The sequence below is a fragment of the Iodidimonas sp. MBR-22 genome (assembly GCF_029946565.1).
Lineage (GTDB): Bacteria > Pseudomonadota > Alphaproteobacteria > Sphingomonadales > Rhodothalassiaceae > Iodidimonas > Iodidimonas nitroreducens.
Genome location: NZ_JARKVQ010000005.1, coordinates 97,804 through 110,889, shown reverse-complemented (window position 1 = coordinate 110,889; position 13,086 = coordinate 97,804). Strand labels below are relative to the sequence as shown.

Below are 13,086 nucleotides of genomic sequence, written 5' to 3'. Positions count from 1 at the left end.
CGGCAGACACCATCTTTTTTATGTGCAAACCGGCTATGCTCAGTCGTCTTACTACAAAAATAATAAAAAATCGACAGCTACCAAAAATTCAAAAACGTAAACCTTTGGGAAGTTGAAGATGATACCAAGAATATACAGGTCGTTGATGTCCTGTACCCTTCCCCTGTTGGCAATGTCTGCAGGCGCATCTTTTGCACAGGCCAATGAAAAATCTTCGGATTTCCAAATTCCAACTCAATCACTGAGCGCTGCTCTGGATGAATTCTCGCGTCAGGCGGATATGGATGTTCTGATGCCTGCTGATGTTCTGGAAGGCCAGATCGCCAAGTCTGTCAAAGGCAGCATGAGCGCCCGCGAGGCCCTGATCCAATTACTGCAAGGCTCGGGGCTGGATTTTGAAATCGATCAATATGGGACGGTCATCATCAGATCCCGAACGGCAGAAAGCGCCTGGCTCAATAATTTCTCGGATGGCGTGATGACCGTCAATAACGTGCAGGAAAGCCAGCGTGTCCAAACCGCACAAGCCTCGCAGCCGCAGGCCTCTTCCGGGGTGCAGCAGTCAGCGTCCATACCGCTCGATGAAATCATCGTTACCGGTTCGCGCATTGCCCGCGCCGGATTTGATACCGTTCAACCCGCCGTCACGATGAATGCGGAGTTCATGCAAGATCGCGGTTATGTGGATTTGATCACGGCCTTCGACGAAAATCCGGCTTTTGGCGCCAGCCAGAATGATGCAGGCGAAGGCGGTGCCGAATTGATCGGCGTGAATTTCGCCAATGTTTTCGGGATTGGCTCATCACGGACCCTCACCGTAATCAATGGCCGCCGAGTGGTGTCGTCCAATACCCCCACGACCTCTGTGGGCTCGGGCCTGGGCGGGGTATCCCCCGGTTTACAGGTGGATCTGAATACCATCCCGACCCTGCTGGTGGAACGCGCTGAAACCATTTTCACCGGCGGTGCGCCGATCTATGGTACCGATGCCATTGGCGGCACCGTCAATCTGATCTTGAAAAAGGATTTTGAAGGTCTGGTCGCGGATGCCCAATATGGTATTGATCAGCGGGGCGATGCGGAAGAATTCACGGTTCGGGGCCTATGGGGCGTCAATTCCGAAAATGGCAAGGGCAATATTACCGTCAGCCTTGAATATACGACAAAGCCGGGATTAGAGCCCCGGGATAGCGCCTTTGCGGCCAATGCCTATGGATTTTGCGACAATCCAAACAGCACCGGCCCCAATGACGGGGTTCCCGACCGCCGCCTTTGTCAGGATGGGTTCAACCGTTTTGTCAATCCCAACACGGCCCTGCCCCTGCTGCTGCTCGACAATAACGGGCAACCAAATGCCTCAAGGCTGTTTGATGAGGATGGCAATGTCGTCAGCACCTTTGTGACCGATGGCTTCAACAGCCCTAATCTGCTTAGAAACGCCAATGGGGCCCCGCTCATTTTCGATACGATGGGCAATCTCATTACCTTCGATCAGGCCAATCTGGGATCGGATATCGGTTCGCAGGGTTCGACCAGCACGATCGGTGCCAATGGCTTTACCAACCCCATCGTGACCGATCTGGCGGCTTTCAATCCCATTCTGACCCCAAAAGACCGCTGGAATTTATTTGCGACCGGTCGCTATGAATTCATGGAAGATACGGAATGGTTTTTCGAAGGCCAGTTCTCACGGGTCGAGGCCAATAATGTTGTCACCCGGCCGCGCAATGTCACTGATGCCTTTGGGAATAATCAGCTTCGCCCCGGTATCGCAATCAATATCAATGACAATCCGTTCCTGACCGATCAGGCAAAGGCCATCCTGGCCCAGAATGGATCTTATGATCCCGATCTGGTTGACGCCAATGGCGATCCGGTTCCGCAATTCTTCAAGGTCAACAGATCAAATCTGGATGTGAACGGTGATCGTCCTACCGATTTCCGTGAACAGGATGTGTTCCGCTTCGTTTCCGGTTTTGAAGGCGGCCTTGAAGTCTTTGGCCGGGATTGGTCATGGGATGCCGCATTCATTTACGGTGAATCCAATGCCATCGGCACAGCCATCGGCATCGACGCTCAGCGCTTCAATTTTGCCCTGGATGCAGTCATCGATCCGGACACCGGCCTGCCAGCCTGTCGCGTTCAGGTCGAAGGCTTTGATCCGGGCTTCAATGCTCAGCCCGGCTCATCGCGCAATACTGCGGTCAATGAGTGTATTCCATTCAATCCTTTTGGATTTAATCCTCTGACCCCTGAACAGGAAGAATTTCTGCTTCAGCCCGAACGGCGGGTCACCGAAAACCGCCAATTGGTCTATGAGGTCAATCTGGGTGGCGATCTGCTCGATCTCCCGGCGGGTCCTCTTGCCGTCTATATGGGTGCAGCGCATCGGCGCGAGCGCGGCAGCTTTGAAGGGGATCGCACCTCGCGCAACGCGCTGACAGAAAGCAGCCCGATTTTCGATGTCGAGGGCAAGTTCAATACCACGGAACTTTATGCCGAAGGTCTGATCCCCATCATTCAGGATGGCGTGGGGCTGCCATGGGAAATGAACTTCATCCGCAGTCTTGAGCTTGAAGGTGCCGTGCGCCTTGTTGATAATAATCTCACCGGCAATGACGTGACATGGACAATGGGCGGGCGTTTAGTGCCTGATCTGCCCTTTTTGGGCACAGGCCTGATGCTCCGGGGGAATTTCACCCAATCCATTCGCGCTCCTTCAGTGGCAGAGCTGTTCCTGCCCCGTCAGGAAGTGCGGACGCTGGCATCGGACCCTTGCGACAGAGACAACATCACCGGTGGCCCCAATCCGGCAACACGGCAGGCCAATTGTCAGGCTGCTGCACCGGGTGGCTTCAATCTGGCTGAATTCGATGCCCTGATCGAAGATCAGCGCCAGCTCGCGATCAGCGGCGGCAATCCTAATCTTCGCCCTGAGAAAAGCGACTCCTGGACTGTTGGTGGTATCCTCACGCCCGGCTTTCTGCCCGGATTGGAGCTCAGCATCGATTGGACCAACATCACGGTGAATGACGCCATCGAGGTGCTGGATGCCACATCGATCCTGAATGCCTGTTTTGACTCCGCCAATTTCCCCGGGGCTGCCGCCTGCGACAGATTTGAAAGGGGCAGCGATTTCCAGATCTCGCGGCTTGAAACGGGGTTTGTGAATGCAGCCCAACTGCGTTTCTCGGGTCTGGTTTCCAATATTCGCTATCTGTTTGCGGCCAGTGATCTGCCCTTTCTGGACAATGCACCGGGTGAGTTCGAAATATTCGGGAACTTCTTTCACGTGAGCAAACTGGAACGCTCGATCGGTGCCGATGATCTGGACATCATGGCTGGCGAACAATTTAACGAGAAAGTCAAATACCAGCTTAATATGCGCTATAACAGCGGCCCCTTCATGCTGATGTGGCAGACCCGTCATCTGGGCGGTTTCCGGTTCGATGCGCAAGAATCCGAAGAATTCCGATCACCGGAAGAATCGAAGGTTCCTTCGATGCGCATTCACAATCTGACACTGGCCTATGATATCACCGAGAACATCACGGCGCGGGCAGTCATCAACAATGTTTTTGATAACCGCGATGGGCCCTTGCGCTTTGCTCAGGCCTTCAGCCGCGACATGACCTTCAGCGATGCCATTGGCCGCCGTGTTCTGCTGGGGCTCAATCTGGCCTTCTAAACCTCAAAATCACAGGGGCGGAGCCTTCGGGCTCCGCCTTGCTCATTCATCATCAGTTTGAACGGATCTTCAATGTCAGGTTATTTTCACCCATTATTTTCCCATCGTATTTTTCATGATCGTCTGCTGCGGATCGCTTTGCGGTCCTCTCATCTTGCCGCCTTTCTGGCTTTTGTGATCATGTTGTCGCTTGTGCCCGCAAACGCTTCGCGCGCCGAAGTTTCAGATCATGCCCTTCGCCCCTTAGCCAAAAGCCTGGAAGCTTTTGGCGGTCGCGATCGGCTGATGTCTGTCAAAGCCGTGCGGTTCGAGGAGAAAATGCTCAATTTCGAACCCTTCCAAGGCTTGGAATCCCGGGGCGCGCCACGGCATGTCTCCAGCGAGCACAGCCATGCCCGTTGGCATCCGGCCAGTGGCGATTTTCAGATCGAGCGATCCCTTGAAACCTATCAGCCCAAGCTGGAACGCCGCCGCTATCAGGTGATGCATCATGGGGGTCGCGGATTGCTTGTGGGTTCGGATGGCCATATCCCCCTATCCGACAAAACCGCCCTCACAGCCGCGCGGGCCAAGGCAGAACAAAAACAGTTCTGGATCACGAACCCGGGCCTGCTGATGGCTTATGCTTTCGATAGCGCGGTCCGGATCGATGATCGCATGTTTGGCGGGCGGCTTTATCCAACCTTTCAACTCGATCACGCCGATGCGAAATGGATCATCGTGATCAATCCGGATAATCATTTTCCCTGGCTCTTAGAAACTCAGGAAATCGATCCACAGCTTGGGATCGTCCACCATACCTATCGCATGGGGGCCTGGACGACTGTGGATGGGGCTGTTTTTCCCCGCAAGCTGGGGCAATATCTGATCCCGGCGGCGCGGGAAGCATCGACCCGCCATGATGAATTTATCATTCGCCGCGTCCTGCGTCAGGATTTTCAGATCTGGACCGATGAAGGCGATGCGCCGCCGCCCATCGGCTCGCCGGATATTCCCGTGAAGGATTTGGTCAAACTCGCCGAGCCAGACCATGCCCATCGCGGAACCGAGCAGGCACATTTTTTTCTGCGGCAGGCCAATCGGGCGGAACCCATTGACGATGACCGTTCAAAGATCACTCTGGTCGAACAGGCCACTGGCGTTTTCAGGGTTGCGGGCACACGCTATCACAGCCTGCTCGTGGTTGGCCCGGCATCTCTTGCGCTTGTCAATGCACCCGTAAATGCTGAACGGACACAAAGCCTGATTGATGAAGCGGCCGCAAGATGGCCCGATAAACCGATCAGGCATCTGATCCTGAGCCATCATCATGCAACCGATACCGGCGGCCTGCGCCCACTGATCAAATCGGGTGTGCAGGTCATGCTGCCCAAGGCCGATCTGCCGTTTTTCCAGGAGATTTTCGGACAGTTGACGGAAACGCCGAATATCGTCACCGTTTGGCAGAAGGGGCGGCTCCCGGGATTTGGTCGCGAGCTGTTTGTTTATGATGTGCCCAATGCCACCGTTTATGATTTGCTGATCACCCATATCCCGGATGCGAAAATCGTCTTCTCTCCCCTGCTCTATCAACCGGGTTCTGAAGATCAGGATTTCCAATCTGTGCGCACATTGCTTGGCGCGATCGATTTTTACGGGCCGGAAACAGAGCTTTTGGTGACCGGCCGGGGCACGGGCAGCGTCTCCATAGATGATGTCCGCGCATCGGTGGATCGCAGCCAATAGATCACAATCCGCCCTTCACCCTCATCATTCGCCTGCCATAGTCTATAAGGAGAACGAATATGACAAAAGAGTCTGACAAGCGCGACCGAACACATATAAGCACCGATAAGGCCGAACCCCAAACCCATGGCGTCTGGTCGCGCCGTCGCCTGCTTGCCGCCGGTGCGGTTGCCCCGGTCATTTTCACCACAACGGCCTGTGCCCAATCAAACCCATCCTGCGCTGAAAGCGCCATTCCCGAAGTCGCACCGCCCCGCGTTGCCATTGCCGGGTCTTCCAAATATTTCCCCGTCAGGCGCGTTCATTGCATCGGATTCAATTATCGGGAACATAATCTGGAAATGGGGCGGGGTGCGGAATCCCATGAACTTTCCATTTTCAACAAGCCCAATGATGCCTTGGTCCCGGATGGCGGCAGCGTTGCCTATCCCCTTGCCACGGCGCAATTTGAACATGAGATCGAGCTTGTCATCGCCATTGGCAAGCGCGGTGTGCGCATTCCCCGCGATGAAGCGCTGGATCATGTCTTTGGCTATGCGGTGGGGATGGAGTTAACCCGTCGGGATCTGCAAGCTGCGGCCAAGCAGGTTGGCAATCCATGGGTAACCGGTAAGGCTTTCGACCAATCCGCACCGATCAGCGCTATCTATCCCGCCTGTGATATCGGGCATCCCGATAGCGGGCGGATCTATCTCACCGTGAATGGGGATATCCGCCATGACTCCGATATTTCCAATCTGATCTATGGCGTACCTGCGATTATCTCGCGGGTATCTGAGCTGTTCATCCTGGAGCCGGGTGATCTCATTTATACTGGAACACCCGAAGGCGTTGGCCGACTGCTCCCGGGCGACACAGTTTATGGAGCCATTGATGGAATTGGGTCCTTGACGATTACGATTACGGACCCTGTCTGACATTTTGAGAAACATTCGTACCCCCCCATATGGGAAACACAGAAGTTCTTGTTAAACCACGTCAAAGGAGAGAAGACATGCTAAAGACCTTGCTCATGTCGGCAACATTGGCCGCCGGTCTTGTGCCCGGGATGGCATCAGCCCAAGGCCTGGAGCCGCGCGTTCCTGTCGAAATCCGTGAATGGCTTTCGCCCTATTACCAGGAAGGCGAACGGATTCGCGATCCCTTTGCACAATCCTCCCGGGCCATCTGGTTTGTCGGCCAGAAGGAAAGCTTTCTCGGACGGCTCAATCCTGAATCCGGTGAATGGTGGAAGCTCGATCTTGAAGATCGCCCAGGGCCGCATAATGTGATCGTGGATGCTGAGGGGATCGCATGGATTGCTGGCAATCAGAAAGGCTATATCGGGCGCTATGATCCCAAAACCGAGGAACTGGAACGCATCCAACTGCGGGAAGATGCCAAAGATCCCCACACCTTGATTTTCGATAAGGACGAAAACCGGATCTGGTTTTCCATCCAGCATTCCAACATGGTGGGTTCGATGGATATCGCAACCCGCGAACTGCGCTACACAAAGCCCTATTCGGTCGAAGCATCCCGCCCCTATGGTATTGAAGAAGCGCCTGATGGCAAGCTGTGGATTGCCCATTTCGGGACCAATATGATCTCGGAAGTCGATCCCGAAACGATGGCGGTCACCGAATATAAAATGCCGGCGGAAGATGCCCGGCCCCGGCGCATCACGGTTTTGAGCAATGGCGATGTCTATTATGGCGATTTTGCCCGCAGCACCTTGGGTCTTGTGCGTTCGGGTGAAGGCTTTGTGAAGGAATGGGCCTTCCCCAAGGGCGATATCGAGGCTGAGCCTTATCTGGTACTATCGGATTCCAATGATATTGTCTGGTCGACAGTTCATGATAGCAAAACCAATTTCTTTGTCGGCTTCGATCCGCGTGTTGAAGCGTTCGTTTCTATTTCACCCGTGAAATCCGCGCCCAAAGGCCAGGGCCATATTCGTCACGGGCATTATCATGAAGAAACGGGCTCGATCTGGTTTGGCTCGGATTCCGGCACGATCGGACAAGCCGTGGTGGACAAGTAACCCATGCCCCATAAGTCATATCGATGGCTGGCGATTCCGGTGCTTTGCGCCGGGATCGCATTGATTGTGATCCCGCGATGGCCATCCATGGCCTATTCCGATGGCCCACCCTGGTATTCCGTGCAGGAAAGAGACGGATGCGCCAGTTGCCATTGGGGCCGTGACGTGGTGCGAAATTCCGTCGCCATCAAGCTTCAGGGCCTGCCGGATACTGTGATGCCCGGCATGTCATATGATCTGCAATTTTCCTTCAATGAAGGCGATCCGAACCATCTCGGTTTTCTCGCAGGCGTCATGGCCGATAAAAAACCGGTCGGCCTCATGAAAACCGATTGGGCCAATATTCACACCAATCAATCGAGCGCCCGCTCGGGCAGCCCCGATTTCAGCCAATCAAACCATCATCCCGGCCAATGGACACTGACATGGACCGCGCCGGACACTTTGAGCCAGATCAAGCCATTGGAACTGATCATCTGGGTCAATCAGGCGGATGGTGGCGGCTCGCAGATGGGCGATATCATCCATCAAAAGACGATCACCCTTAAAACCCAATAAAATCACTAAAAAACCGGTGTTCGCCGCATCAAGCAAAAAAACAGGATGACCTGAAGGGGAGACAACATGAGCGCAATCATCATATTGCTGGCGGGCATCGCCGCCTTCATTGCAGGCTATGCCATCTATTCGCGTTTCATTGCCAAAAGGATTTTCGAGCTCGACCCGGATTTTGAAACGCCGGCTCATAGCATGGAAGATGGGATCGATTATGTTCCCACCAATAAATATGTCTTATGGGGTCATCATTTCACCTCGATTGCCGGGGCGGCCCCCATTGTGGGTCCGGCCATCGCGGTGATCTGGGGCTGGTTGCCGGCCTTTTTATGGGTCATTTTCGGCACCATCTTTTTTGCCGGTGTTCATGATGCAGGAGCGATATGGGCGAGCGTACGCAACCGGGCGCGCTCGGTGGGGGCGCTCAGCGGCGATCTGGTCGGCAGCAGCGCCCGATCCTTGTTCATGATTGTGATCTTTCTGCTTTTATTGATGATCAATGCGGTTTTCGCCGTCCTGATCGCTCAGCTCTTCACCGATTTTCCCGAAAGCGTCTTTCCTTCCGTCGCCGCGATCATTGTCGCTTTAGCGCTTGGGCAGCTCATTCATCGCGGACGGATCGGGCTGCCCACGCTTTCGATTGTTGGGGTGATTTTGCTTTATCTTTCGGTTTATGCGGGCAGCGTGATGCCGCTGGAGCTTCCCGGTCCGATCATGGGGCTATCGACCAATGCGCAATGGATTCTGCTTTTATTCGCCTATGCCGCGATTGCCTCGATCCTGCCCGTCTGGGTGTTGTTACAGCCCCGGGATTATATCAATGGCCTGCAGCTTTTCGTTGGCCTTGGGCTGGTTTATCTCTCCATTCTCATTGTCAATCCAACCATTGTCGCCCCCGCCATCAATGATGCCGTTCCTCCGGGCACACCCCCTTTGCTGCCGCTTCTTTTCGTGACGATTGCCTGCGGGGCCATCTCCGGGTTTCACGGCCTCGTTTCATCGGGCACCACCTCAAAGCAGATCCGTTCGGAAAGCGATATCCGCTTTGTTGGCTATTTCGGGTCCATCGGGGAAGGCTCTTTGGCCTTGGCAACGATCCTTGTCACCACGGCAGGGATTGCCAGCCTTGGCGAATGGCGCACCCTTTATTCCAGCTTTGGCTCTGGCGGGCTGGAAGCCTTCGTCCTTGGGGGCGGCGCCCTCGTCTCGCAGGGCATCGGCCTTTCGGCAACGGCCAGCGCGACCCTGCTGGCGGTGATGGCGGTTTTATTTGCCGCCACAACGATGGATACCGGCCTGCGTCTGCAGCGTTATATCGTGCAGGAATGGGGGCAGATGTATCATCTGAAAATTCTCACCGGAAACAGTTCAGCAACGCTGGTATCGGTAGGTGCCTGCCTGCTTCTTGCTTTTGGGGTTGGGGGCAGCGACGGATCTGGCGGCATGACCATCTGGCCTTTATTCGGTACCACAAATCAGCTTTTGGGTGCCCTGACATTCCTGATCATAACCCTGCTTGTCGCGCGTAAGGGAAATGCCCTGATCTATACGGGATTGCCCATGCTCTTCCTGCTGATCGTCTCCCTGACGGCGCTGGTGGTTCAAATGGCCGATTTCTACAAATCAGAACAATGGTTCCTGCTGGGATTGGATATTATCGTGCTGGTGGCCGCCATCTGGGTCACACTTGTTACCTCTGCGGCCATTTCGCGTCAGATCAAGGCCAATCGCAAAGCGGCTGCGGACTAAGCCGCCTCGGCTTAAGACTTGGCATAACGAAAGACTAAAAGGAGGGACGATGGCAGACATCATGAAGCGGCTTCATCATGCCCATGACATGGTTTCAGCCTGGCTCGATCAATATTATAATGCGCCCTATCGCAGCGCGGTGGGGCGCGAAGCCCGATCGCACCGGGATATCATCATGACCACGGTTTTTCTGGAAAGCCTGGGCCTGCCAAATCCGGCACATTATTATACGCTGGAACTGATGCCCCTGATGATACAGGATTTTCATGATTGGCATCGCCGCATGGGGATGGACCATTCGCCCTTCGATCATATCCGGTGCTGTTGATGGCCCTGCCCGATTGGATCTGCAAATTTCTTTTTGTCGGGGGCAAGGGCGGGGTCGGAAAAACCACCGTCGCAGCCGCCTTGGCCATGATGCTGGCCAAAGCCGGGCGACAGGTGCTGATCGTGTCAACCGACCCGGCCCATTCCTTAGGCGATATCTTTGAAACCGCCATCGGGGCCGGACGGCTCACCCTGTTACCCGGCCTTGATGGGATCGAAATCGATTCCGATGCCGAAGCCGATCATTATATCGAACAGGTGAAACGCAATGCCGCCAAAAGCCTTGCCGGGCCTTTGATGGGAGAAGTGACACGGCAGATCGAACTCGCCCGCCATGCGCCGGGGGCAACGGAAGCGGCGCTGGTTGAACGCACGGCGCGGATTTTGACCGAAGATGCCGTGGATTATGATCATGTGGTTTTCGATACGGCCCCCACCGGCCATGCCATGCGCCTGATCACCCTGCCCGAATTGCTCGGGCGATGGACCGAAACCCTGCTGGGTCATCATGAAAAAATGCAGGATATGGAACGGGTCTATGATTTTCTCGGCGGCAAGCATTCCACCGGGCACCGCGATAAGGCCGCCAACAAACCCAATGCGCCCGAAAAGACCCAGCAGCGGCAGATCACCGCCGATATCCTGCGCGCCCGTCGCGATCTTTATCGGGCGGCGGCCAAGATCATCACCGATCCCGCCCGCGCCGCCTTTGTTGCCGTTGCCACCCCGGAAAAGCTCCCGGTTCTGGAGGTCGAGCGCATCCTCGCTTTTCTGAAAGAACAGCGCATGAAACCGGGCCTGCTGGTCATGAACAAGATTTTGCCCGATCATCTGTCAGACCGCTTTCTGATCGAACGCAAAAGCATGGAAGCAGGCTATATCGAGCGGCTCAAGCGCGCATCCGCATGTGCCCAATGCTTCATTCCCCTGCAGGAAAAAGAAGCCATCGGCATCCAGCGCATTTCCGATATCATCCCTTATCTACAAAGCTGAACCCTCTATGATTTATGATGATCACCCGCAAGAAAACCCCACTCGAAACAAGGAGAGACGATATGTCAAAAACATCCAGGACACGGCCTGATTTTTCCCGCAGAGAGATACTGGGAGGCAGCCTTGCTTTGGGGGGCGGTCTGACAGCCATCGGGGCCGGAGTTGGGGCCGGGCTCGGCGCAGGTCTTGGCATGGGGATCGGCGCGGGCGGATCTGGCAGCGCGGGCCTTGCTTCCTTTGGCTGCTGCGGGGCGGCATCAGCACAGGAAGCCGCCCATCCCGAGCGCGAGATCGTCGAGATCGCCCGGGGCCTCTGGCGAACCCGCCAAAACAGGCATCATGGGCTCGTGATCGAAGGGCAAAAGGGCCTCTTGGTGTTTGATAGCATCGATCAGGGATTTGCAGGCTGGCTGAAATCACAGCTCGGCCAGATGAGCGACAAGCCGATCAGCCATGTCGTCTATAGTCATAATCATGCCGATCATGTTTCGGGCGGAGAAATGCTGGAAGCCGATGGCGTGCGCTATATCTCCCACGAACTGGCGCGCGACAGTCAGGTGCGCTCGCGGCTCAAAACCCGCTATGCCGATACGACCTTTCATGAAGGGCTGGAGATCGATCTGGGCGACCGGCGGGTGGAACTGCGCTATCATGGCCCCAATGATGGCCGTGGATCGATCAGCCTCAGAGTGCCCGATCAGGCCCTGCTCAGCGTCGTGGATTGGGTGCTGGTGGATCGCATGCCCTTCATGGATCTGGCCCGCTATCAGATCGATGGCATGGTTCATAGCACCGAACAGGTGCTTGATATGGACTGGGAATTGATTGCCCCGGGCCATGCGGGCATGGGCGGAAAGGCAGAGGTGCGCAATTATCTCGCCTATATCACCCAATTGCGCGATTTATGCATGGAGCATGTGGTGGCGGGCACGCCGCCTGAAAAGGCCGCCGATCTGATCGCAGCGGATCTGGGCAAGGTAGACTCTTTTCGCGCGCTCAATCAGTTTGATGCCTGGGTGCGGATGAATGCCACGGGCGTGATGGATCAACTGGCGCGCGTGGAAGGCTTCATCGATCCCTTCCCCCCTGTGGGCGGTACATTGGATTGAGAAAGCCTGAAAATCCGGCTCATGAGCCGGATTTTGAGATTGGTGCCCCCGGTCGGACTCGAACCGACACTCCCTTGCGAGAACCAGATTTTGAGTCTGGCGCGTCTACCAGTTCCGCCACAGGGGCTCTGTGTGGTCTGCCTTCAGGTCGGCGCATATTAGGGGGAAATGATCTCACGTCAAGCCCGACCTGTGCAACAGGGGCGCTTTGTCGGTTATTTTCTGCGCGCCATACCTTCTGACAAGGCGCCGCATTGCTTTTCAGGTGGCAATCTGCCAGATCAAATGGGTATTCATGCCACCCTCATGGCCATTGTGCTCTGGATGATCTGATTATGCTTTCGCGGCTTTATCGCTGGACATTGGAGAAAGCCCGCCATCGCCATGCCGAGCGCTGGCTGGGGCTTGTGTCTTTTCTCGAAAGCTCGATCTTTCCCATTCCCCCCGATGTGATGCTGCTGCCGATGACCTTGGCGGATCGTCAGAAAGCCTTTCGTTTTGCGCTTATTTGCACCCTTAGCTCGGTTTTGGGGGGGCTGGCGGGCTATGGCATCGGTTATTATCTATGGGATTTGGTCGGCGCGCCGCTGATCGCTTTTTATGGCTATGAGGCCCAATTCCAGATCTTTCAGGAGCGCTTCAAGGATCATGGTTTCTGGCTGGTTTTCCTGTTTGGACTGAGCTTTTTCCCCTTCAAGGTCATCACCCTTGCCAGCGGCGTGGTGGCGATGAACCCTGTGGCCTTTTTGCTGGCGGCCTTGCTTTCCCGCGCCCCGCGCTTTTATATCGAAGCGGCGCTTTTGTGGAAATATGGGGCCCCCATCGAAGCCTTCATCGAAAAGCGTCTGAGCCTTCTGGCCAGCCTATTTGCGCTTTTGCTGGCGGGCGGCTTCATTGCGATCCGCTATCTGTGATCC

General features: G+C 55.4%; 10 protein-coding genes and 1 tRNA gene. 10 read left to right on the top strand and 1 reads right to left on the bottom strand.

Annotation, left to right across the window (positions count from 1 at the left end; genetic code table 11):
* The first annotated feature begins 145 nt into the window (after window positions 1-145).
* From QK300_RS05640 to QK300_RS05600, 9 genes are all read left to right on the top strand, one after another.
* Window positions 146-3,688, top strand: coding sequence for a TonB-dependent receptor (locus QK300_RS05640; protein WP_281300705.1), 3,543 nt, complete (start codon window positions 146-148; stop codon window positions 3,686-3,688).
* Between the two features lie 72 nt (window positions 3,689-3,760).
* Window positions 3,761-5,413 (top strand): hypothetical protein, encoded by a 1,653-nt coding sequence (locus QK300_RS05635; protein WP_281300706.1) that lies wholly within the window; start codon window positions 3,761-3,763, stop codon window positions 5,411-5,413.
* Window positions 5,414-5,472: 59 nt separating this feature from the next.
* A complete protein-coding gene (locus QK300_RS05630; protein WP_281300707.1) occupies window positions 5,473-6,330 on the top strand; it encodes a fumarylacetoacetate hydrolase family protein in 858 nt (285 codons plus the stop codon).
* A gap of 77 nt (window positions 6,331-6,407) precedes the next feature.
* The gene (locus tag QK300_RS05625; RefSeq protein ID WP_281300708.1) at window positions 6,408-7,436 is read left to right on the top strand and encodes a hypothetical protein; all 1,029 of its coding nucleotides are present in this window, start codon (window positions 6,408-6,410) and stop codon (window positions 7,434-7,436) included.
* Between the two features lie 3 nt (window positions 7,437-7,439).
* Window positions 7,440-7,994 (top strand): choice-of-anchor V domain-containing protein, encoded by a 555-nt coding sequence (locus QK300_RS05620; RefSeq protein ID WP_281300709.1) that lies wholly within the window; start codon window positions 7,440-7,442, stop codon window positions 7,992-7,994.
* Between the two features lie 66 nt (window positions 7,995-8,060).
* The gene (locus QK300_RS05615) at window positions 8,061-9,740 is read left to right on the top strand and encodes a carbon starvation protein A (RefSeq protein WP_281300710.1); all 1,680 of its coding nucleotides are present in this window, start codon (window positions 8,061-8,063) and stop codon (window positions 9,738-9,740) included.
* A 49-nt stretch (window positions 9,741-9,789) separates the two neighbouring features.
* Entirely contained in the window at window positions 9,790-10,068 is a 279-nt protein-coding gene (locus tag QK300_RS05610; protein ID WP_281300711.1) for a cory-CC-star protein, read from the top strand.
* Entirely contained in the window at window positions 10,068-11,060 is a 993-nt protein-coding gene (locus QK300_RS05605; RefSeq protein WP_281300712.1) for a TRC40/GET3/ArsA family transport-energizing ATPase, read from the top strand. Before QK300_RS05610 ends, QK300_RS05605 begins: the two co-directional genes overlap by 1 nt.
* Before the next feature lie 62 nt (window positions 11,061-11,122).
* Window positions 11,123-12,169: an MBL fold metallo-hydrolase gene (locus QK300_RS05600; protein ID WP_281300713.1), complete on the top strand. Its 1,047-nt coding sequence runs from the start codon at window positions 11,123-11,125 to the stop codon at window positions 12,167-12,169.
* A gap of 40 nt (window positions 12,170-12,209) precedes the next feature.
* On the opposite strand, the gene QK300_RS05595 is transcribed toward QK300_RS05600, so the two are convergent.
* Window positions 12,210-12,296, bottom strand: a tRNA-Leu gene (locus QK300_RS05595).
* Between the two features lie 208 nt (window positions 12,297-12,504).
* Here QK300_RS05595 and QK300_RS05590 point away from each other — a divergent pair.
* Window positions 12,505-13,083, top strand: a complete 579-nt coding sequence (locus tag QK300_RS05590) for a YqaA family protein (RefSeq protein ID WP_281300714.1) — start codon at window positions 12,505-12,507, stop codon at window positions 13,081-13,083.
* Window positions 13,084-13,086: the final 3 nt, after the last annotated feature.